The organism is Streptomyces sp. CRCS-T-1 (assembly GCF_024442335.1).
Lineage (GTDB): Bacteria > Actinomycetota > Actinomycetes > Streptomycetales > Streptomycetaceae > Streptomyces > Streptomyces koelreuteriae.
On record NZ_CP101651.1, the window covers coordinates 4,635,636 to 4,657,377 of the forward strand.

The window sequence follows — 21,742 nt, forward strand, 5'->3', positions numbered from 1 at the left end:
CGACGGCTACGCCACCCGCGGCCGTGTCGTACCACCGCGTCGGGCCGAGCCGATCAGCCCCCGGACGGTCGTCACCCACCCGGTGGCGACGATCGCGGCACCCACGGCCAGCCCGGCCGTGCCGTTGAGCGGCATCACGATGCCGACCGCCCCGCCCAGCACCCAGGACATCTGCAGCAGGGTCTCGGAGCGGGCGAAGGCCGAGGTGCGGACCAGTTCGGGCACGTCCCGCTGGATCAGCGCGTCCAGCGACAGCTTGGCCAGGGCCTGTGCGAAGCCGGCCATCGCCGCCAGGCAGGCCACCAGGACCGCGCTGAAGAACACGGACGCCAGGATCGCCACGCCCACCACACACGCCACCACCGTCACGATGATGATCTCCGGGGCCCGGGAGCGCAGCCACGCCCCGACCGCCGTACCGAGCGCGTTGCCCACGCCCGCCGAGACGCCCACGATCCCCAGGGACACCGCCGCGCTCTGGCCGGAGACCGGGTGCTCGCGCAGCAGGAAGGCGAGGAAGAAGATCAGGAAGCCGGTGAGGCAGCGGATGGAGGCGTTGGCGGCCAGGGCGTGGGTGACGGCCGGGCCGACCGTGCGCAGCCCGGGGCGTTTGACGGGCCTGCGGTGCGGGCCGTGCAGATGCTGTTCGTCCGCGGCCAGCAGCGCGGTGTCCTCGCCCTTGGCGGAGTCGACCTTGGGCGGCAGCGTGAACGACAGGACCGCACCCACGATGAACAGCACGAAGGCGCCGTAGAGCGGCCAGCGCGGTCCGATCTGCTGGAGTCCGGCGCCGATCGGGGCGGCGATGCCGGTGGCGAGGAGGCCGCCGAGGGTGACCCGCGAGTTGGCCTTCACCAGGGAGAAGCGGGGTGGCAGCAGCCGGGGCACGACGGCGCTTCTGACCACCCCGTACGCCTTCGACGCGACGAGGACGCCGAGCGCCGCCGGATACAGCTCGATACCGCCGGTGGCGACGGCCCCGGACAGGACGATCGCGAGCAGCGCCCGGGCCAGCATCGCACCGGCCATGGCCGCGCGGCGGCCGTGCGGGATGCGGTCGAGGAGAGGGCCGATCACCGGCGCGAGGAGCGTGAAGGGCGCCATGGTGATGGCGAGGTACAGCGCGACCCGGCCGCGGGCCTCGTCGGTGGGGACGGAGAAGAAGACCGTCGAGGCGAGGGCGACGGTGACCATGACATCGCCGGCGCCGTTCACGCCGTGCAGTTCGATCAGCTTGCCGAGGCCGGACTCGCCGGCGCCGTGCGCGTGGGTGGCCTTGCGGATGCCGCGGGCGGTGCCGGTCACCGGGAAGTGCAGGGCACGGCCGACCGCGCGGAGGGAGCCGCGCATACGGCCCGGTCCGCGTCGTCGGCTGCTTCCCTTGACGGGCGTCTTCGCGGCTGCCACGACGTCATAGTGCCCCGAGAAGGCTGTGGGTAGTGCCATTACCGCTTGTATAGGGCCTGTGGGGTGACTGTCGGATGACTGCCCGGTCGTCGGGTCATGGGACCGTCGGTGTACGTGAAGTGGGGCGGAAGGGTAGCGTGCGTATCTCAGCCATCCCGCAAAATGGATGAAGGATGTCGACGCGGTCCCCCGGTCCGCTCCGTCCGCCCCCGCGCCGGGAGTGGCGCACTCGTGAGACGGCGTATGGAGAGAAGCGATACCTGTGAGCGCAGCGACAACGCGAAGCCGCACCCCTGACCGTCTGTGCGCCGAGGCCGTCGACCTCGCGCGTGCCGCAGCCGAGGAGGCCGCGGCGCCAGGGATCGTCGGCGAGCACGTGGGGACGGTCTCCGAGGGGGACCGCGTTGTCACGCACTTCTTCGAGTGCCGGGAGCTCGGATACCGGGGCTGGCGGTGGGCCGTGACGGTGGCCCGGGCGTCCCGGGCGAAGATCGTCACGGTGGACGAGGCGGCGCTGCTGCCCGGCCCGGACGCGGTGCTCGCGCCCGAGTGGGTGCCGTGGAGCGAGCGGCTGCGCCCCGGCGACATGGGCCCGGGCGACCTGCTCCCCACGGACGCCGAGGACCTCCGTCTGGAGCCCGGCTACTCCGGCGAGGACGAGCCCGCGCCGAATTCCCCCGTGTCGCACGAGATGGCCGATCTGGTGGAGTCGGAGGACGCGGACGTCACCGCGGGACCCCCGTCCGGTTTCCTCCCGGCCATCCCCTCCCGCGGCTCCATCACCGGAGTGGCGGAGGAACTCGGCATGCGTCGGGCCCGCGTCCTGTCCCGCTACGGCCTGTACACCGCGGCCGACCGCTGGGAGGAGGCGTTCGGCCCCAAGACCCCCATGGCCCAGTCGGCCCCGGCGGCCTGCGTCACCTGCGGCTTCCTCGCCCCCATCGGCGGCTCCCTCGGCCAGGCCTTCGGTGTCTGCGCCAACGAGTTCTCCCCGGCTGACGGCCGCCTCGTCTCCCTCACCTACGGCTGCGGCGGCCACTCCGAGGCCGCGGTCATGCCCCGCCCCCCGCAGCCGCCCTCCCCGGTCATCGACGAGACCCGCGTCGACCCCTTCCCCCTGCGCCCGGCGCCGGACTCGGGCTCGGTCGAGGCCGCGGCGGACGAGAACACGGAGGAACTGGGCCACTCGTAGGCGTGTCCGAGCCCAAGCGCTGATCGGCTATTCGTCCTGCTCGTCCGAGAAGATCTGCTCGGCAGTGGGGGCGATCACGGCGTGCCGGTGCCAGCGGCGCAGGGTCTCGGGGTCATCGCAGCTCACGATGCGCTCGCGGACCGCTTCGGGGACGTCGATGCCACGGACGTCCAGGACCTCCAGGACGTCTTCGGCGGCCCGCCGGGCCTCACCCTCGGCCCGGCCCTCGTCGCGGATTTCTTCCGAGATGTACGACTTGTAGAAGGAGAGGTCCACGGCCACCAGGTTCCTCCACTGTTCCGCGGCCGGGTGCGAGGTCTTTGCGGACCTCGGCCGGGTCGGTGAGTACGGGCATGTTGTGCGGACCCGCGACCAGGGGCCGCAGGGTGAGCAGGGGCCACTGGCGAGGGCCGAAGCTGACCGGGCGCGCCGCCCATTCCGAGCGGCTGGAGCCGGTACGCCCTCCGTCCACGGTTCCTGTGGGGGATGGGAATGCTTGCGGAATTGGATCATGCCTCCGGCACATGCCAAAGGGACTGTGGGCGAGCGTAGAAGCCAACTGCTCGCAGAAAGGCCCAAGTTGATGACATTCACTCGCGTGGGTGAGGGAGCCCGGGGTGTGTGACGCCATGGTCGGCCGGGACGACGAGTGGGGCGTCGCCGGTCATCGCCGGTGTCGGGCGGGGCACGCGGCCCGGTTGCCCAGGCGGTACCTTCGTCGTCAGCCGATGAGGAGAGACAACGTGAGCAAGTTCGTGCGGCCCGCGCCCGAGGGCGCCGATCCCTTCGGCACGGCCCGCCTGCGCCGCGGCGTGCTGGACGCGTGGGCCACCAGCCCCGCCCGGTTCCGTGAGGACGCCAACGCCGAGGAGGACCTGGTCCTCGGCGGCTACCGGGACCGGCTCGTCGTCGAGCTCGCCCAGAACGCCGCCGACGCCGCCGCCCGGGCCGGAGTGCCGGGGCGGTTGCGGCTGACGCTCCGGGACGGGGTGCTCGTCGCCGCCAACACCGGGGCGCCCCTGGACGCGGCCGGTGTCGAGTCGCTGTCCACGCTGCGGGCGTCGGCGAAGCGGGAGAGCCAGGAGCAGGCCGTCGGACGCTTCGGCGTCGGCTTCGCCGCCGTCCTGTCGGTCACCGACGAGCCCGCCCTCATCGGCCGGCACGGCGGGGTGCGCTGGTCCCTCGCCGAGGCCCGGGGCCTGGCCGCCGACACCGCCCGCCACAGCCCCGGCCTCGGGGACGAGGTCCGGCGGCGTGACGGGCACGTACCGCTGCTGCGGCTGCCGTTCGCCGCCGAGGGCACCGCCCCCGCCCCGTACGACACCGCCGTCATCCTCCCGCTGCGCGACGACCCCGCCGCCGCTCTCGCCGAGCGGCTGCTGCACGCCGTGGACGACGCGCTGCTGCTCGCCCTCCCCGGCCTCGACGAGGTCGTGGTCGAGGTCAACGGGGAGAGCCCGAGGACCATCACCCGCCGTACCGACGGCGCCTTCACCGTCGTCGACGACTCCGAGGGCGGCGTCACCCATTGGCGCACCGCCGTCGCGCACGGCCCGCTCACGCCCGACCTGCTCGCGGACCGGCCCGTCGAGGAGCGGCTCCGGCCGCGGTGGTCCGTCACCTGGGCCGTGCCCGTCGACAGCGACGGCAGCCCGGCCCGGCCCCGCACCAGTCCGGTCGTGCACGCGCCCACGCCCAGCGACGAGCCGCTCGGTGTCCCGGCGCTGCTCATCGCCTCGTTCCCGCTGGACTCCACCCGCCGGCACGCCGCCCCCGGGCCGCTGACCGACTTCCTCGTCCAGCGCGCGGCCGACGCGTACGCCGAACTCCTCGGCGACTGGCGGCCCGTGACCACCGGGATCATCGGCCTGGTGCCCGGCCCGCTCGGCAAGGGCGAGCTGGACGGCGCCCTGCGCCAGGCGATCCTGGAGCGGCTCCCGCGCACCTCCTTCCTGCCGCCCGCCGCCGAGCCCCAGGAGCACGACGGCGACGACCTGCCCGACTCCCTGCGGCCCCGTGACGCCGAGATCGTCGAGGGCGCGGGCGCGGACACCGTGCGGGTCCTCGCCGAGGTGCTGCCCACCCTGCTGCCCGGCGGGCTGGAGCGGCGCGCGGAGCTGCGCACCCTGGGCGTCGCCCGTGTCCCGCTGACCGACGCCGTCGACCGGCTGGCCGGGCTGGAGAAGGACCCCGGCTGGTGGCGGCGCCTCTACGACAGCCTCGCCGGGGTCGACCCCGACCGGCTCTCGGGCCTCCCGGTGCCGCTCGCGGACGGCCGTACGACCATCGGCCCCCGGCAGGTGCTCCTGCCCGGCGCGGAGGCCGCCGGTATCGACCCCGAGGTGCTGGCCCGGCTCGGCCTGAAGGTCGCCCACCCGGACGCCGCCCATCCGCTCCTGGAGAAGCTCGGCGCCCTGCCCGCCACCCCGCGTGCCGTCCTCACCACCCCGCAGGTCCGGGCCGCCGTCGCCGCGTCCCTGGACGACGAGGGCGGGGTGAACTGGGAAGAGGACACCCTCGACGCCGACGAACTGGCCGACACCGTGCTCGCGCTGGTCCGGGACGCCGGACTGGAGCCCGGCGACGAGCCCTGGCTGGGCGCCCTCGCCCTGCCCGACGAGGACGGCGAACCGGCCCCCGCCTGCGAACTCGTCTTCCCCGGCGGCCCGTTCGCCCAGGTGATGCGCGAGGGCGAACTCGCCGCCGTGGACGCGGAGCTGGCCGGCCGGTGGGGCGAGCAGCCGCTCGCCGCCTGCGGGGTCCTGGTGAACTTCGCGCTGGTCCGCGCCACCGACGTCGTCCTCGACCCGGACGAACTGGAGCCCCGCGAGGGCGACTTCGCCGAGCCCGACGACGCGGGTCTGCTGGACGCCGTCGACGTGTGGTGCGAGGACATCCTCGACCGTTTCCCCGACAGCCCGGTCCCGCCGGTCGCCACGGAGATCATCGCCGTACGGGACCTGGACCTGGTCGACGAGGACAAGTGGGCCCAGGCCCTCGCCCTGCTGTCGCAGCCGCCCTACCGGGACGCCATCGTCGAGCCCGTGCGGATCCTGCTGCACGACGGGACCCACGAGGTCGTACGCCCGTACGCGGCGTGGTGGCTGCGCGGGAACCCGGTGCTCGACGGCCGCCGCCCGGCCGGACTGCGCGCCGCCGGCGGGGACCCGCTCCTGCGCGGTCTCTACGAGGAGGCCGACGCCACCGGCTTTGAAGACGAACAGGTGCTGCGCGCGCTCGGGGTCCGCACGTCCGTCACCGCGCTGCTGGACGAGCCCGGCGGGGCCGCCGAACTGCTCGACCGGCTCGCCGAGCCCGAGCGCGAGGTGGCGGACGCCCAACTGCACGCCCTGTACGGGGCCCTGGCGGATCTCGACCCCGAGCAGGTGACCCTGCCGGACGAGCTGCGCGCGGTCGTCGACGGCCGGGTGGAGGTCGTGGACGCGGCCGACGCCGTGGTCGTCGACTCGCCCGACCTGCTCCCCTTCACCTCGGGCGTCCCCCTGCTCCCGGTCCGCCCCGCCCGGGCCGCCGAACTGTCCGAACTGTTCCAGGTGCGGCGCCTGAGCGAGTCCGTCACCGGGCAGGTCGGTTCCGGGGGCGTCGAGCACGACGTACCGGACCCGGTACGGGTCCTGCTCGGCCGGCAGACCCCCTCCTCCTACGTCGAACACGAGGAACTCGTCGTCGACGACGTGGAGATCGACTGGCGCCTCACCAACGACGGCACCCTCCACGCCGCCACCCTCGAGGGCGTCGCCGCGGGCCTGGCCTGGGCGGCGGGCCAGTGGCCGCGACGCTTCGAGGTGGCGGCACTCCTGGAGGATCCGTCGCGGACGGAGGAGCTGGAGCGGGATCGGTGGTTCGACTGAGGCTCAGAGGGTGAGTCCCGGAGGAGCAGGGCGTCCCGGCGACCGGTGAAAACTTCCGCACATATTTTTCACTCGTCGTACAACCATGCGCACCCGTCACGTATCTGATCACGTGAGTCAACAGACTCCACGATCACTTGGGCCCCCTGGAGCCGACGACGAGCGCCGGGGCCCCTCTCCACCTGGAGAACGCATGCGTATCCGAGCCACCGTGGCCGCCGTCACCGGCGCCCTGGCCCTTTCCGCCTTCGCCGTGCCGGCCGCGCAGGCCGCCGAGCCGAAGGTTCCCGCGGACATCGCCGCCGCCAGCGAGGTCGTTCACGCCGACTCCGGCCGGTCGGCCTTCGCCGGCGCCGTGGAGGGCGAGCCGTACGCCCTGAACGCGACCTTCTCCTCCGTCAAGGTCAACAACGGCAAGAACATCTCCGTCGGCACCACCAACCTGGTGAAGGTGCCCGTCTCCTTCAAGCTGACGCACGGCGCGGACGTCGACATCCACGCCGACGACTTCTTCGCGGGCATCGAGCTGTACCGCGGCGCCTCCTTCGAGGAGTCGGCCTTCTTCTTCGACAGCAACGACGCGAGCTGCACGGACTCCTCCGCGACCGTCGCCAACTGCAAGGCCACCGTCGAGATCGACCCGTTCGCGCTGCTGAACGAGGACGCCGGCTCCTGGAAGGCCGCGGGCTTCGCGGTCGCCTTCAACGGCGAGAACCCGGACGAGCCGAACCTGGACAAGGTCGGCGTCGCGGTGACGGACCCGACCAACTCCTTCAAGCTGCAGCGCTTCTCCAAGCTGACGGTCAACGCCTCGCCGGAGCCGGTGAAGAAGGGCAAGACCATCACGGTCACCGGCAAGCTGTCCCGCGCCAACTGGGACGACAACAAGTACCACGGCTACACCAACCAGTCGGTGAAGCTGCAGTTCCGTAAGAAGAACTCCGACACCTACACCACGGTGAAGACCATCAAGTCGAACTCCACTGGTGAGCTGAAGACCACGGTCAAGGCCTCCGTGGACGGCTACTTCCGCTACTCCTTCGCGGGCACGACGACCACCCCGGCGGTCAACGCCGCGGGTGACTTCGTCGACGTCCAGTAAGCACGCGCCCCGAAGCCGAGCGCTAAGCGGGAAAGCGGCGGTCCACCCACCTCCACGTGAGTTCCAGGGTGGCCGCCGCAACCGTCGCGATGCCGACCGCGATCCACGGCATCGTCATGCCGACCAGCTTCAGCGCGAAGAAGTGCTGGAGCCACGGCACCACCAGGACCAGCAGGAACGCCCCGGCCATCGAAGCCACCAGGGCGACGCGCCACCAGGTGTAGGGGCGGGCGATGATCGCCAGGACCCACATCGAGATCAGGAAGAGCGTCAGCGTCGCCGCGCTGGTCTCCGCGTCCAGCGCACCCGCGCCCGTGTAGTGCTCCCGGGCGATCAGATACGTCGCGAAGGTCGCCACCGCGGCCACCACCCCGCCCGGGATCGAATACCGCATGACCCGCCGTACGAAGTTCGGCTTCGCCCGCTCCTTGTTGGGCGCGAGCGCGAGGAAGAACGCCGGGACGCCGATCGTCAGCGTCGAGAGCAGGGTCAGGTGGCGTGGCAGGAACGGGTACTCGACCTGTGAGCAGACCACCAGGACGGCCAGCAGCACCGAGTACACCGTCTTGACGAGGAACAGCGTCGCCACACGCGTGATGTTGCCGATCACCCGGCGCCCCTCGGCCACCACCGACGGCAGCGTCGCGAAACTGTTGTTCAGCAGCACGATCTGCGCCACCGCCCGGGTCGCCTCCGAGCCGGAGCCCATCGCCACCCCGATGTCGGCGTCCTTCAGGGCGAGGACGTCGTTCACCCCGTCGCCCGTCATCGCGACCGTGTGCCCACGGGACTGCAGCGCGCCCACCATGGTCCGCTTCTGCTGCGGGGTGACCCGCCCGAACACCGTGTTGTCGTCGAGGGCCCGGGCCATGCCGTCGTCGTCGGCGGGCAGCCGCCGGGCGTCCACGGTCGTGCCGGACAGCCCGAGCTTGGAGGCGACCGCACCGACCGACACCGCGTTGTCGCCCGAGATGACCTTGGCCCGGACGTTCTGGTCGGCGAAGTAGCGCAGGGTGTCCGCCGCGTCCGGGCGCAGCCGCTGCTCCAGGACGACCAGGGCGGTGGACTTCGCGCCCTCGGTCACGTCGGTGTCGTCGAGGTCCCGTTCTACCCGGGCGAGCAGCAGCACCCGTAGGCCCTGCTCGTTCAGCCGCCCGGTCTCGGCCAGGGCGGGGTCGTCGTCGGGCAGCAGGACGTCCGGCGCGCCCAGCAGCCAGGTGCTCGTCTCGCCGCCGGTCTCGGCGAACGCGGCGCCGCTGTACTTGCGCGCCGAGGAGAAGGGCAGCGCCTGGGTGCAGCGCCAGCGCTCGCCGTCCGGGTAGGCGTCGATGATCGCCTTCAGGGAGGCGTTCGGGCGCGGGTCCGACTCGCCGAGGGCGGCCAGGACCTGTCGTACGTACGCCTCGTCGGCGTCCCGCAGCGGCCGCAGCTCCGTGACGTCCATGCCGCCCTCGGTGAGGGTGCCGGTCTTGTCCAGGCAGACGGTGTCGACCCGGGCCAGCCCCTCGATCGCGGGCAGCTCCTGGACCAGGCACTGCTTGCGGCCGAGGCGGATCACGCCGATGGCGAAGGCCACGGAGGTCAGCAGGACCAGGCCCTCGGGGACCATCGGGACGATGCCGCCGACCGTGCGGGCCACGGAGTCGTCGAAGGCGTTCTCCTTCACGAACAGCTGGCTGATGATCAGGCCGATCGCGGTCGGGACCATCATCCACGTCACGTACTTGAGGATCGTGGAGATGCCGGAGCGCAGCTCGGACTGGACGAGGGTGAAACGCGAGGCCTCCTCGGCCAGCTGGGCGGCGTACGCCTCCCGCCCGACCTTCGTCGCCTGGAACGCCCCGCCGCCCGCGACCACGAAACTCCCCGACATCACCTGGTCGCCGGGGCTCTTGACCACCGGGTCGGCCTCACCGGTGAGCAGCGACTCGTCGATCTCCAGGCCGTCGGCCTCGACGCACACGCCGTCGACCACGACCTTGTCGCCCGGGCCGATCTCGATCAGGTCGTCCAGCACGATCTCGGACGTGCTGACCTGCGTGGCGTCCCCGTCCCGGCGGACGGTGGGCCGCACCTCGCCGATCAGCGCGAGGGAGTCCAGCGTCTTCTTCGCCCGCCACTCCTGGACGATCCCGATGCCGGTGTTGGCGAGGATCACGAAGCCGAACAGGCTGTCCTGGATCGGCGCCACGACCAGCATGATCAGCCACAGGATGCCGATGATCGCGTTGAAGCGGGTGAAGACGTTCGCGCGGACGATGTCGACGGTGGAGCGGCTGCTGCGCACGGGTACGTCGTTGACCTGGCCGCGCGCCACGCGCTCGGCGACCTGAGCACCGGTCAGGCCGGTCACCGGGGAGGTGACCTGTGCCGGTCGTGCGGAGTCGAGCCGGGCACCCGCGTCGAGATGCGTCATGCATTCGACGGTACGTGCGGATTTGCCGCTTCACCTGCTGAATGTGGGGAAGATCCGACCTGGGGAGGAGGGGTGTCGTGCCCTGGTCGTACGGCAGTTGTACGCCGTCGGACCCTGGTGCCGCGCCGTCGCGTCAGCCCGCTCGGCGGGCGGTGAGCAGGAGGTACTCCCACTCCAGGATCGTGCCGTCCGGGCCCGTTCCCAGGTCGCCGTCGCGGCCGAGGTCCACCAGGGCACGGTCCAGGGCGGCGACGCGGTCGGGGTCGTCGGCGATGTTCTTGTAGACGGTGATCGTCGGGCCGTAGCGCTCCTTGAAGTAGTCCCGGAAGGCCTCGGGTGTGGCGAAGTGGTCGACCCTGGCGGTGCCGCGTTCGGTGTGGACGTCCGTGACCCGGTCGCGGTCGCCGAGGAGGGCGCGTACGTGGTTCACGTCTCCCCAGAGCGGGGGCGGCTGGGCGCCGGGTGGGGGCGGGGGCGCGTACGGCTTCATCGCGGCGAACATCCGGCCGATGAAACCTTGGGGGGTCCAGCTCAGGAGGCCGATGGTGCCGCCCGGCCGGCAGACGCGGACCAGTTCGTCGGCGGCCTGCTGGTGGTGCGGGGCGAACATGACGCCTACGCAGGACAGCACGGTGTCGAACGCCGCGTCGGCGAAGGGCAGGTCCTCGGCGTCGGCCTCCTGCCAGGTGAGGTCCGCGCCCTGCTTCTCGGCCGCGAGGCGGCCCGCTCCGAACAGTTCCGGGGTCAGGTCGGAGGCGATGACGTCCGCGCCGGCCAGGGCCGCGGGGATCGCGGCGTTGCCGCTGCCGGCGCCGACGTCCAGTACGCGTTGGCCGGGGTGTACCCCGCATGCCTCGACCAGGACCGCTCCCAGGCCGGGGATGACCTCGGCGGCGAGGGACGGGTAGTCGCCCTGGGCCCACATCGCGCGGTGCTTGGCCTTCAGGGTCCGGTCGGTCGCTGTCGCGCTGTCCTGCGTCGTCATGGCTGCGCTCCTCACCGCGGGGCCGGGCGTTCGCCGCCTCCTCTTGAGCGTAGGGAGGGGGTGGCGGCGTGTCCTGTCGGAGGAGGCTGGGGCCCCGTGCCTGCGGCGGCCTGTGCGGCTTTGGTGGGGGTGCGCGTCCGCGCCTACGCCGTGGGTGGTGGGTCGGGGCCGCGTCGGGGGGTGTCCGTCCTCGGAACGGCGCGATGGGGTCGGGGACCGATTAGCTGTTCGTTGACGCGCCAACCGCTGCGGGCGGACACCCCCCGACACGTCCCCTGCTCGCCGTGCGCGGGTGCGGGCCCGTCCCGGCTGGCCCTTCTACGGGGCCGACGGGGTCGTGTGGGGCTCCGGTGGGTCCTGGGTGGCTCGCTTGATCGCGGCGTCGCGCTTGCGGACGTACCAGATGCCCAGGAGGCCCAGGCCGCTTCCGGCCAGGCAGGTCCAGATCCACCAGGTGTGGCCGTGGTCGTCGAACCAGCCATAGAAGGGGAGCTGGATCAGGAAGAGGAGGAACCACAGAATCGTGCCGCCGATGATGGTGGCGACCACGGGGCCCTCCAGGGGCTCCGGCGCCTCGTGCCTGGGGGTCCACTTCGCCATGGGGACAGCTTACGAGGCGATCAGGTCTACGCGCGGAGATGGTCGTTCGGGGGTCTATATGTTCATACTGAAACGGTTTGCGTTTGACCACTTCTCTTCGTAGGAAACACCAAACACATGTCGTCCTCGGCTCCCGCCCAGGTCCCCGCCCCTGAACAGCCGGGAGCCGGGCCCACGTACGGCGCACTCGATCGCTTCTTCCGGATCTCCGAGCGGGGCAGCACTCTGCCCCGTGAGGTCCGAGGCGGTCTCGCCACCTTTTTCGCGATGGCCTACATCATCGTGCTGAATCCGATCATCCTCGGCAGCGCGAAGGACATGTACGGCCATCAGCTCGACAACGGGCAGCTGGTCACCGCCACGGCCCTCACGGCCGCCTTCACCACCCTTCTCATGGGCGTCATCGGCAATGTGCCGATCGCGCTCGCCGCCGGGCTGGGTGTGAACTCCGTCGTCGCGCTGCAGCTCGCCCCGCGCATGTCCTGGCCGGACGCGATGGGCATGGTGGTTCTCGCCGGGTTCGTCGTGATGTTGCTGGTCGCGACCGGGCTGCGCGAGCGGGTCATGAACGCCGTGCCCTTCGGGCTGCGCAAGGCCATCTCCATCGGTATCGGTCTGTTCATCATGCTGATCGGGCTGGTCGACGCCGGGTTCGTCTCGCGGATCCCGGATGCCGCGCAGACGACCGTGCCGCTGCAGCTGGGTGGCGACGGTCATCTCAACGGCTGGCCGGTGCTGGTGTTCGTGCTGGGGGTGCTGCTGACGCTCGCGCTGATCGTGCGCAAGGTGTCCGGCGCGATCCTGATCTCGATCGTGGCCATGACGGTGGTGGCGGTTGTGATCGAGGCCGTGGTCGATGTTCCGAGTTGGGGGCTCACCACTCCGAAGTGGCCCGGGAATCCTGTTGCCAGTCCTGACTTCGGGCTGGTCGGGCAGGTCAGTCTGTTCGGCGGGTTCGAGAAGGTCGGCATGCTCACCGGCGTGCTGTTCGTCTTCACCGTGCTGCTGTCGTGCTTCTTCGACGCGATGGGCACGATCATGGGCGTCTCCGACGAGGCGAAGCTGACGGACGCGCAGGGGCAGATGCCCGGCATCAACAAGGTGCTGCTGGTGGACGGCTTCGCGGTCGCCGCCGGTGGTGCCAGTTCCTCCTCGGCCACGACCGCGTTCGTCGAGTCCACCGCCGGGGTCGGCGAGGGTGCCCGTACCGGCCTCGCGAACGTCGTCACCGGCGGGCTCTTCGCCCTCGCCCTGTTCCTGACGCCGGTCGCCACGATGGTGCCGTCCCAGGCCGCCACCCCGGCCCTGGTCGCGGTCGGCTTCCTGATCCTGTCCGGCTCGATCAAGGAGATCGACTGGGCGGACTACACGATCGCGATCCCGGCCTTCGTGACGATGCTGATGATGCCGTTCACGTACTCGATCACCAACGGCATCGGCATGGGCTTCATCACCTTCGCGGTGCTGCGCCTGGCGGCCGGCCGGGGCCGGGAGGTTCCGGCCGCGATGTACGCGGTGGCGGCGGTCTTCGCCTTCTACTACCTGATGCCCGCGCTGGGTCTTACGTGAGCCGGGGCCCGGTTCTCAGGTGACTCCGTAGAACCTTTCCGTCTCCTCGACGGCGGCCTGGAACCGTTCGTCGAAGTCATCTCGAATGAGCGTCCGGACGACATAGTCCTGGACGCTCATTCCCCTTTTCGCGGCATGGTGCCGGAGCCGGTCGAGCAGTTCGTGGTCTATTCGCAGGCTGAGCACGCTGGTCCCCATGGGCATGAGGGTCGCGGCATCCTTCGGTGCGGCGGGGCGCGTTCCGCCGTCGCGTCACCCATATGAGTGATGTCACGGGTAAGTGGCCAGGGTCACGGGGGTTTCTGCGTGTCCCCGGTGTTCTTTAGCGAGAGTAATGAGTTACGCTAAAGAACATGCCGGACCTCAGCCATGGCGACGACGTAGCCGCCGTGAACTCCCTCCGATCCGCCGTGATGCGGCTGTCCCGTCGGCTCAAGCACCAGCGTGTCGACGAGTCGCTCAGCCCCACCGAGATGTCGGTGCTCGGCACCCTGTCCCTCTGCGGCAGGGCCACACCGGGCGAGCTCGCCCGTAAGGAACATGTCCAGCCGCCGTCGATGACCCGCATCGTGGCGCTGCTGGAGGCGAAGGGGCTGGTCCGTCTGGAGCCGCACCCCGAGGACCGGCGCCAGAAGGTCGTGACGCGCACCGAGCAGGCCGAAACGATGCTCGAGGAGAGCCGCCGCAAGCGGAACGCGTTCCTGGCCACGCTGGTCGAGGACCTCGACGAGGACGAGTGGGCGAAACTCCGCGCCGCCGCCCCCGTGCTGGAGAAGCTCGCGCACCTGTAAGTCGTCACAGCAAGGAGGCGAACCCTGTTGAGTACGGGACCCGGAGCAGCTTCCGTCCCCGCACCTGATCCCCACGACTCCCCGCCCACCCCCGACGCCCCCGCCTCCGACGCCCGGTCCGCTCGCAAGTCCTCGATGTTCTCCTCCCTGAAGGTGAGGAACTACCGCCTGTTCTTCCTGGGGCAGGTCGTCTCCAACATCGGCACCTGGATGCAGCGCATCGCCCAGGACTGGCTGGTCCTCAGCCTCACCGGCTCCTCCGCCGCCGTCGGCATAACGACCGCGCTGCAGTTCCTGCCGATGCTCCTCTTCGGCCTCTACGGCGGTGTCCTCGTCGACCGCCTGCGCAAGCGGCCCACCCTGCTCGTCACCCAGTCGTCGATGGGCCTCACCGCCCTCGCCCTCGCGGTCCTCACCCTCACCGGCCAGGTCCAGGTGTGGCACGTGTACGTCGCCGCCTTCGTGATGGGTCTGGCCACGGTCGTCGACAACCCGGCCCGGCAGTCCTTCGTCTCCGAACTGGTCGGGCCCGGGCAGCTGCAGAACGCCGTCAGCCTGAACTCCGCCAACTTCCAGTCCGCCCGGCTGGTCGGCCCCGCCGTCGCGGGTCTGCTGATCACCGGCGTCGGCACCGGCTACGCCTTCCTCTTCAACGGCCTGTCCTTCGTCGCGCCGCTCACCGGCCTGCTGCTGATGCGCGCCCGTGAGCTGCACGCCGTGGAGCGCGCCCCGCGCGGCAAGGGGCAGCTGAGGGAGGGCGTCCGCTATGTCACCGGCCGCCCGGAGCTGATCTGGCCGATCGTCCTGGTCGGTTTCGTCGGCACCTTCGCCTTCAACTTCCCCGTCTACCTCTCGGCCTTCGCGGACGACGTGTTCCACGCGGGCGCCGGCGCCTACAGCATGTTCAACACGCTGATGGCGGTCGGCTCGGTCGCGGGCGCGCTGCTCGCCGCGCGGCGCGGTACGGCCCGGCTGCGGCTGCTGATCGCGGCGGCCATGGTCTTCGGGGCGCTGGAGATCGTGGCGGCGACGACGCCGACGCTGTGGCTGTTCGCCCTGCTCATGGTTCCGCTGGGCCTGTTCGGCATGACGGTCAACGTCACGACGAACACCAGCATCCAGATGTCCACCGACCCGGCCATGCGCGGCCGTGTCATGGCCCTCTACATGATGGTCTTCCTCGGCGGGTCCCCGGTCGGCGCCCCGATCGTCGGCTGGATCACCGATACGTACGGCGCCCGGGTGGGCCTCGCGGCGGGCGGCGCGGTGGCGGCGGTGGCGGCGGCCGTGATCGGCCTGATCCTGGCCCGCGTCGGCAATCTGCGCCTGTCGGTGGGCTGGCATCAGGGCCACCCACGGGTGCGGTTCGTGCCCCGGGAGCAGCAGGAGGCGCTGGCTCCGGCGGCGTAGGGGGCTGGTCGGGGTCAGTCTCGGGGGAACTCGCCGGTCTCCAGAAGCAGGCCGACCACGGTGCCGGTCAGGTCCGCCTCGTCCCCGAAGTCCAGACTCAGCTTGCCCCGGTACTCGCCGTCCTTGGGCTTGGTGTGCAGGTGCCAGCGGCCGGTGTACGGATCCACGATCAGGTACACCGGCACACCGGCGGCGGCGTAGGCGTCCTTCTTGGGCCCGTAGTCGTTCGCCGCGGTCTTCCTGGAGATGACCTCGGCGACGAACTCGACGTCCTCGTAGCGCCACAGGTTCTTGGCGTTCTTCGCAGCGCCCTCGGCCATCAGCGTCAGGTCGGAGGCGAAGCCGTTGAGGTGGCCCGGGTAGTCGACGCGGACGTCGGACTTCAGGCGCTTGCGCGGATACTTGGTGCGCAGCTGGTCGTAGATGTCCGCGATGATGTCCCAGTGGGTGTCCCGCTGAGGCGCCAGGAAGATGTTCCCCCCGACGATCTCGACCTTGTAGCCCTCGGGGGCGGGCATCTTCTCCACCCAGTCGAACATCACGTTGAGGGTGAGGTCGCCGCTGCTGTCGGCCATCTCGATCCTGTCTGCGAGGACGGTCACCGTGGCGCCGTACCCCGGCTGCCGCGCAGTACAACGATACGCACGGTGACCGGGACACGCCCGGCTCCGGCTGGGGGCGGGCCGGGGGCTACACCCTGCGGGCCAGTAGTTGCCCGGGCCAGTTGTTCTCGCCGACCGTGAAGGCAGCGGTGCGGGTGAAGCCGTTGGCCTCGTAGTAGCGGACGAGCTTGCCGTCGTCGCCGGCGTAGCAGTCCACCCGGAGGAGGCCCACTCCGGCCCGGCGGGTCTCCTCGGCGGCGTGGGCGAGCAGGGCGCTGCCCACGCCGTGGCCCTGGAAGCGGCGGTCGGAGGCGAGCCAGTGGATGTAGCGCTCGGGTTCGCCGGGCTGGGGGAGGTGGGAAAGGTAGGCGCCCGCCGAGTCGGTGAGGGTGAGGGTGCCGGCGGGGACGCCGTCGACGTCGGCCATGAACGTGTTCCCCTCCGCCATGTACCGGCCGACCGACTCCACCGTCTTCGGGCTCTGCGACAGGGGCCGGGTCCCCCACTGCCCCGTGCGGCCCTGGGAGACCAGCCATTCCACGCAGCCGTCGAGCATGCCGAGTATCGCGGGAATGTCGTCGGGCCCGCCGTCCCGGATGGTGATCCGCATGGCCTCATGGTGCCAGGCTGGGTCCATGAGACTCTTCGCGGCCGTGCTGCCCCCCGACGAGGTGTGCCGTGAACTCGGCTCCGTGGTCGACGCGTTGCGCGGGCTGCCCGGCGCCGACGGCATGCGCTGGACCGGCCGCCCCGGCTGGCACTTCACGCTCGCGTTCTACGGGGAGGTCGACGACGGTCTCGTCCCCGAGCTGTCGGAGCGGCTGGAGCGGGCCGCGCGCCGTACTGACCCCTTTTCGCTGGCCGTACGAGGCGGCGGTCAGTTCGGGCACGGGCGGGCGCTGTGGGCCGGGGCCGAGGGTGATCTGGCGACCCTGCGGCTGCTGGCAGAGCGGGCCGAGGCCGCGGCGCGGAAGGCGGGGGTGGCGATGGGGGAGCACCGGCGGTACAAGGCCCATCTGACGATCGCGAGGAGCCGGGAGGCGCGGGACGTGCGCCCGTGCCTGGACGCCCTGGCCGGGTTCACCGGCCGGACCTGGACGGTGGGAGAGCTGGCGCTGGTGCGGAGCAATCTGCCGACGTCGGGGGTTCCGGGGGAGCAGCCCCGGTATGAGGCGGTCGGTCGGTGGGCGCTCGGGGGTGCCGGTTAGGCTCGGTGCCGTGGACCCGAAAACCCGTAACCGGATCATGGCCGGTGTGCTCGTGCTGATGTTTCTCGTTGTCGCCCTGGCTTCCGCGCTCGGTAGGTAGCCGGGCAGGGGCGGGGGACTGCTGTCCGCTGCCTTCCGATCTGCGGTGGAGCCGCAGATCGGATTCAGCCCCGCGCCCCTGGAGGTGCGCTACCAGGCGAAGGCCTCCGGGCTCGGGCCCGGGCCCGGGAAGATCTCGTCGAGGCCGGTCAGGAGATCCTCGGAGAGTTCCAGGTCGGCCGCGCGCAGGGCGGACTCCAGCTGACCCGCCGTGCGCGGGCCGACGATCGGGCCGGTCACGCCCGGGCGGGTGAGGAGCCAGGCCAGGGCGGCCTCGCCGGGCTCGATGCCGTGCTTGTCGAGCAGGTCCTCGTAGGCCTGGATCTGCGCGCGGGAGGCGGGGTCGGCGAGGGCGTCGGCGGCCCGGCCGGAGGCACGGCGGCCGCCCTCGACCTCCTTCTTGAGCACGCCGCCCAGCAGACCGCCGTGCAGCGGCGACCAGGGGATGACCCCGAGCCCGTAGTCCCGCGCGGCCGGGATGACCTCCATCTCGGCACGCCGCTCGGCGAGGTTGTAGAGGCACTGCTCGCTGACCAGCCCGATGGTCCCGCCGCGCCGGGCGGCGATCTCGTTGGCCTGGGCGATCTTGTAGCCGGGGAAGTTCGACGACCCGACGTAGAGGATCTTGCCCTGCTGGACCAGGACGTCGATCGCCTGCCAGATCTCCTCGAACGGGGTGTCCCGGTCGATGTGGTGGAACTGGTAGACGTCGATGTGGTCGGTCTGGAGCCGCTTGAGGCTGGCGTCCACGGCCCGCCGGATGTTGACCGCGGAGAGCTTGTCGTGGTTGGGCCAGGCCGGGCCGTCGCCGCCCATGTGGCCGTACACCTTCGTGGCGAGGACGACCTTCTCGCGCCGTCCCTCGCCCTTGGCGAACCAGTTCCCGATGATGCTCTCGGTACGGCCCTTGTTCTCACCCCAGCCGTACACGTTGGCGGTGTCGAAGAAGTTGATGCCCGCGTCCAGCGCCGCGTCCATGATGGCGTGACTGTCGGCCTCGTCGGTCTGCGGACCGAAGTTCATGGTGCCGAGGACGAGCCGGCTGACCTTGAGTCCCGTGCGTCCGAGCTGCGTGTACTTCATGGGTGCACGCTAGCGATGTGGAGTGCGCTCTAGGCAAGCACGTACGACTCACGTCAGGAGGCGCGTCCGTGCCAGACCAGCCCGACCCCCGTCAGCTCGTCCGGCTCCTTCGTCGGACCCTGCCCGACAGTCTTCTCGGGGTGTACCTTCACGGCTCCGCGACCCTCGGTGGGCTGCGGCCGCACAGTGACATCGACGTCCTGGCCGTCGTGCGGGAGTCCGTGAGGCCTGTGCAACGGCGGGAAATCATCGAGGAGTTGCTCGCGGTGTCCGGTGTGGGTGGGCGGCGGTATGTCGAGCTGGTCGTCGTCGTGCGGGACGAGGTGCGGCCCTGGCGGTACCCGCCGACCTGCGATTTTCTCTACGGCGACTGGTTGCGGGAGGAGTATGAGCGGGGGGTGATTCCGGGGCCGGAGGCCAGTCCTGATCTGGCGCCGTTGCTCACCATGGTGCTGCGTGCCGACGCGCCGGTGTACGGGCCGCCGCCCGGCGAGCTGATCGACGTGGTGCCGCACGCCGACCTCAGGCGGGCCGTCGTCGCCGGTGTGCCGGAGCTGATGGGGGAGCTGGACTCCGACACCCGCAACGTGCTGCTCACCCTCGCGCGGATCTGGACCACCCTCGTCACCGGGGACATCCGCTCCAAGGACGCGGCGGCGTCGTGGGTGCTGGGGCGGCTGCCCGCCGGGCACCGGGCCGTGCTCGCCCGGGCCCGGGCCGTCTATCTCGGGGAGGCGGACGAGTGCTGGGACGGTCTGGAGACCCGGGCCTGCGCGGAGTTCCTGGTGCGGGGGATCGCCGAGAGCTACGCCTCGTAGGGCTCGCCCAGGTCCCACGCCTGGTACATCGCCTCCGCGAAGGCCGCCGCGATCTTGTGCTCGCCGCTCGGGCCCGGGTGCGTGCCGTCGTAGGTGTCGGTGGGGATGTCGTACGACGGCGGGGTCGAGGCCAGGAGGATGGGGGAGCCGGGCTCGTCGAGGTCCGCGGCCGTCTTCGCCAGCAGTTCGTTGAAGCGGGCGACCTCGGTGGCGAACGCCGCGTCCGTCTGGGCTCGTACGTTCGGGGTGACCGGCAGCCACACCATCCGCACCCGCCGGTTCGCCGCCCGCGCCTCGGCCGCGAAGGCCCGGACGTTCTCGGCGGTCTGCTCGGCGTTCGTGTAGAAGCCCAGGTCGATGAGGCCCAGGGAGACCAGCAGGATGTCCGCGCGCGTCGAGCGCACCGCCTCGCCGATCAGCGGGGCCATGTGCAGCCAGCCCTCGCCCCAGCCGGCCAAGTGGGCACGGGGGAAGTCCGGTTCGGCGTAGGCGTACGACGTCGGGGCCTCGTCCAGCTTGTCGTAGAGCGTCTCGCGCGGGCCGACGAGGGTGCAGGGCGCGCCGTAGGAACGGCACAGGTGCTGCCAGATCCGGTAGCGCCACGTGTGTTCGCCCGTGCTCCCGATCGTCATGGAGTCACCTACGGGCATGAACCTGAGCATCCGCTCATCATGGAGGATCACGGGAGGGTCGGGCTGCCGGACGGGGTGTGAGTCGGGCCACGCGGGCCGCGGGGGGTGAGTGGTGGGCGGTGCCCGGTGAACCGCGGAGCGGGATGGCAGTCTTGGGGCATGCGCAGACCGACCGTCTTCCTCGCCGCGGCTCTCCTCGTGGGCGCCTTCGCCGTGCCCGCCTCCGCCGCCGACGGGGACGAGGAGTTCACGATCAAGGATCCGCGCATCACCGAGTCCAGCGGTCTGGCGGCCTCCCGGCAGCACCCCGGGATCTACTGGACGCACAACGACAGCGACGACGGGGCGTATCTCTACGCCGTCGACAGCGCCACGGGCGAGACGGTCGCCACGGTCACCATGGCCGGGGTGGGCAGCCCGCGTGATGTCGAGGCCATCTCGATCGGGCCCGACAACCAGGTCTACGTCGGCGACATCGGCGACAACCTCGGCGGCAGTTGGCCGTACGTGTGGATCTACCGGCTGCCCGAGCCGAAGAATCTGCGCGACCAGACGGTGCGGGCCAGGCAGTACGTCGTGAAGTACTCCGACGGCGCGCGGGACGCCGAGTCGCTGGTCGTGCACCCGAAGACCGGCCGCGTCTACATCGTCGACAAGAACGAGAAGGGCGGGCATCTGTACGAGGGGCCGGCCGAGCTCTCTCCCACCGGGAGCAACGTCTTCCGTCCCGTCGCGGCCGTTCCCGACCTGGAGGCGACCGACGCCACGCTCTCCCCGGACGCCGAACACCTCGTCGTACGCAGCTACTTCGGGGCGATCGCGTACGACTGGAACGGCGGGAAGATCAAGAAGAAGGCGCGGCTCGGTGTGCCGTTCCTCGGGCAGGGGGAGTCCGTCACCTACACCGCCGACGGGAAGAAGCTCATGTACGGCGCCGAGGGGGCCGACAGTCCCGTGGAGCCGCAGGACGCTCCCGGGGCCGGCGGGTCCGGATCGGCCTCCGGGAGCGGTAGTTCCGCCGCTTCGGACGGTGGCGGTGGCGATGGGCTGAGCGGGAATCTCAAGAACGGGGCCATCGCCGTCGCCGTGGCCTGTGCCGTGCTGTTCGGGATGCGGGGGCTGAGGCGACGGCGGCGGTAGGGCGCCCGGGGCTAGGAGGGGGCCGACTCGCCGCGTCGCGCCACGACGACGTCCAGCCCGTCCAGCATCCGTTGCAGCCCGAACTCGAAGTGGTCGAAGTCGGTGCCGAAGGCGTCCTCGGAGAGTGAGGCCATGACCGGGTAGCGGCCCGAGGCCATGACCTGCTCCAGGACCGGTACCTGCGCCTGCCAGAACTCGGTGTCGGTCAGGCCCGTCCGGCGCTCCGCCTCCTGTTCGTGCACCTGCGTGCGCGCGGCCCCGACGACGTACCCGTCGATCATGATGATCACCGAGACCAGCTCGGGGTCGGTGAGCCCCATGGGGCGGATCCGGGTGAGGATCCTCTCCATGCCGTCGAGGGCGCTCGGGCCGAGGATCGGGCGGGACTGGTTGACCTGGAGCAGCCAGGGGTGCCGGCGGTAGCGGGCGAGGTTCTCGTGGGCCACCGCCTCCAGGGCGGCACGCCAGCCGTCGTCCGGGCCGGCGAGTTCGCCGGTGGGGCGCTGTACCCGGTCCAGCATGAGGTCGAGCAGCTCGTTCTTGCCGGGGATGTACCGGTACAGCGACATGGTGCCGGTGCCGAGCTCGGCCGCTACGCGGCGCATGGAGAGCCCGCCCAGCCCCTCGGCGTCCGCCAACTGGACGGCGGCTTCCACGATCCGGTCCAGGGTCAGGGTCGGCTTCGGGCCCCGGCTCGGGCGGCGTCCGGTGTCCCACAACAGTTCGAGGGTGCGGGTGATGTCGCCGCTGCCGCTGGTCTCCGTACTGCCCGCACCGCTCGTACCGCTCGCACCGCTCGTCATGGGGTCAGCTTAG

19 protein-coding genes and 1 pseudogene are annotated in these 21,742 nt (G+C 71.2%); 9 read left to right on the forward strand and 11 right to left on the reverse strand.

Annotated elements, in window-relative coordinates; genetic code table 11:
* Positions 1–6: 6 nt before the first annotated feature.
* Positions 7–1,407, reverse strand: coding sequence for an MFS transporter (locus NNW99_RS21130; protein ID WP_370869150.1), 1,401 nt, complete (start codon positions 1,405–1,407; stop codon positions 7–9).
* Between the two features lie 262 nt (positions 1,408–1,669).
* Between NNW99_RS21130 and NNW99_RS21135 the strand changes: the two genes are divergently transcribed.
* Positions 1,670–2,599, forward strand: a complete 930-nt coding sequence (locus NNW99_RS21135; RefSeq protein WP_215120691.1) for a DUF3027 domain-containing protein — start codon at positions 1,670–1,672, stop codon at positions 2,597–2,599.
* Positions 2,600–2,626: 27 nt separating this feature from the next.
* Here the strand turns inward: NNW99_RS21135 and NNW99_RS21140 are convergent.
* A pseudogene (locus NNW99_RS21140) lies at positions 2,627–3,041 on the reverse strand (hypothetical protein); the annotation flags it as partial.
* Positions 3,042–3,342: 301 nt separating this feature from the next.
* Here NNW99_RS21140 and NNW99_RS21145 point away from each other — a divergent pair.
* Positions 3,343–6,471, forward strand: coding sequence for a sacsin N-terminal ATP-binding-like domain-containing protein (locus tag NNW99_RS21145; protein WP_215120693.1), 3,129 nt, complete (start codon positions 3,343–3,345; stop codon positions 6,469–6,471).
* Positions 6,472–6,664: 193 nt separating this feature from the next.
* Positions 6,665–7,573: a hypothetical protein gene (locus NNW99_RS21150; RefSeq protein WP_215120694.1), complete on the forward strand. Its 909-nt coding sequence runs from the start codon at positions 6,665–6,667 to the stop codon at positions 7,571–7,573.
* A gap of 22 nt (positions 7,574–7,595) precedes the next feature.
* Here the strand turns inward: NNW99_RS21150 and NNW99_RS21155 are convergent, their stop codons facing one another.
* The 3 genes from NNW99_RS21155 to NNW99_RS21165 all read right to left on the reverse strand — a co-directional run bounded on the left by NNW99_RS21155 (position 7,596) and on the right by NNW99_RS21165 (position 11,574).
* Positions 7,596–9,989, reverse strand: a complete 2,394-nt coding sequence (locus NNW99_RS21155; protein ID WP_215120695.1) for an HAD-IC family P-type ATPase — start codon at positions 9,987–9,989, stop codon at positions 7,596–7,598.
* A 133-nt stretch (positions 9,990–10,122) separates the two neighbouring features.
* Positions 10,123–10,974, reverse strand: coding sequence for a class I SAM-dependent methyltransferase (locus NNW99_RS21160; RefSeq protein WP_215120696.1), 852 nt, complete (start codon positions 10,972–10,974; stop codon positions 10,123–10,125).
* A gap of 318 nt (positions 10,975–11,292) precedes the next feature.
* On the reverse strand, positions 11,293–11,574 hold the full coding sequence (locus NNW99_RS21165) for a DUF2530 domain-containing protein (RefSeq protein WP_215120697.1): 282 nt from the start codon (positions 11,572–11,574) through the stop codon (positions 11,293–11,295).
* Positions 11,575–11,691: 117 nt separating this feature from the next.
* Here NNW99_RS21165 and NNW99_RS21170 point away from each other — a divergent pair, with 117 nt between their 5' ends.
* Positions 11,692–13,143 (forward strand): NCS2 family permease, encoded by a 1,452-nt coding sequence (locus tag NNW99_RS21170; protein ID WP_215120698.1) that lies wholly within the window; start codon positions 11,692–11,694, stop codon positions 13,141–13,143.
* 15 nt (positions 13,144–13,158) lie between these two features.
* Here NNW99_RS21170 and NNW99_RS21175 read toward each other — a convergent pair whose 3' ends face one another.
* Positions 13,159–13,341: a ribbon-helix-helix protein, CopG family gene (locus tag NNW99_RS21175; protein WP_215120699.1), complete on the reverse strand. Its 183-nt coding sequence runs from the start codon at positions 13,339–13,341 to the stop codon at positions 13,159–13,161.
* A gap of 155 nt (positions 13,342–13,496) precedes the next feature.
* Here NNW99_RS21175 and NNW99_RS21180 point away from each other — a divergent pair, with 155 nt between their 5' ends.
* Together NNW99_RS21180 and NNW99_RS21185 are read left to right on the forward strand one after the other, a co-directional pair.
* Entirely contained in the window at positions 13,497–13,934 is a 438-nt protein-coding gene (locus NNW99_RS21180) for a MarR family winged helix-turn-helix transcriptional regulator (protein WP_215120700.1), read from the forward strand.
* A 27-nt stretch (positions 13,935–13,961) separates the two neighbouring features.
* A complete protein-coding gene (locus tag NNW99_RS21185) occupies positions 13,962–15,344 on the forward strand; it encodes an MFS transporter (protein WP_215120701.1) in 1,383 nt (460 codons plus the stop codon).
* A gap of 14 nt (positions 15,345–15,358) precedes the next feature.
* On the opposite strand, the gene NNW99_RS21190 is transcribed toward NNW99_RS21185, so the two are convergent.
* On the reverse strand, positions 15,359–15,946 hold the full coding sequence (locus NNW99_RS21190; RefSeq protein ID WP_215120702.1) for a Uma2 family endonuclease: 588 nt from the start codon (positions 15,944–15,946) through the stop codon (positions 15,359–15,361).
* A gap of 88 nt (positions 15,947–16,034) precedes the next feature.
* The gene (locus NNW99_RS21195; protein WP_215120703.1) at positions 16,035–16,556 is read right to left on the reverse strand and encodes a GNAT family N-acetyltransferase; all 522 of its coding nucleotides are present in this window, start codon (positions 16,554–16,556) and stop codon (positions 16,035–16,037) included.
* A 25-nt stretch (positions 16,557–16,581) separates the two neighbouring features.
* On the opposite strand from NNW99_RS21195, the gene thpR reads away from it, so the two are divergent.
* Positions 16,582–17,154, forward strand: coding sequence for an RNA 2',3'-cyclic phosphodiesterase (gene thpR / locus NNW99_RS21200; RefSeq protein WP_215120704.1), 573 nt, complete (start codon positions 16,582–16,584; stop codon positions 17,152–17,154).
* 189 nt (positions 17,155–17,343) lie between these two features.
* On the opposite strand, the gene NNW99_RS21205 is transcribed toward thpR, so the two are convergent.
* A complete protein-coding gene (locus tag NNW99_RS21205; RefSeq protein WP_215120705.1) occupies positions 17,344–18,336 on the reverse strand; it encodes an aldo/keto reductase in 993 nt (330 codons plus the stop codon).
* Between the two features lie 68 nt (positions 18,337–18,404).
* Here NNW99_RS21205 and NNW99_RS21210 point away from each other — a divergent pair, with 68 nt between their 5' ends.
* Positions 18,405–19,154 carry an aminoglycoside adenylyltransferase family protein gene (locus NNW99_RS21210; RefSeq protein ID WP_215120706.1) on the forward strand — a complete coding sequence of 250 codons (750 nt, stop codon included), beginning with the start codon at positions 18,405–18,407 and terminating at the stop codon, positions 19,152–19,154.
* Here NNW99_RS21210 and NNW99_RS21215 read toward each other — a convergent pair.
* The gene (locus NNW99_RS21215) at positions 19,142–19,816 is read right to left on the reverse strand and encodes a GDSL-type esterase/lipase family protein (RefSeq protein WP_215120707.1); all 675 of its coding nucleotides are present in this window, start codon (positions 19,814–19,816) and stop codon (positions 19,142–19,144) included. The genes NNW99_RS21210 and NNW99_RS21215 overlap by 13 nt on opposite strands.
* A gap of 129 nt (positions 19,817–19,945) precedes the next feature.
* Between NNW99_RS21215 and NNW99_RS21220 the strand changes: the two genes are divergently transcribed.
* Entirely contained in the window at positions 19,946–20,926 is a 981-nt protein-coding gene (locus tag NNW99_RS21220; protein ID WP_215120708.1) for a WD40 repeat domain-containing protein, read from the forward strand.
* 11 nt (positions 20,927–20,937) lie between these two features.
* Here the strand turns inward: NNW99_RS21220 and NNW99_RS21225 are convergent, their stop codons facing one another.
* Positions 20,938–21,729 carry a TetR/AcrR family transcriptional regulator gene (locus tag NNW99_RS21225; RefSeq protein ID WP_215120709.1) on the reverse strand — a complete coding sequence of 264 codons (792 nt, stop codon included), beginning with the start codon at positions 21,727–21,729 and terminating at the stop codon, positions 20,938–20,940.
* Positions 21,730–21,742 lie beyond the last annotated feature (13 nt).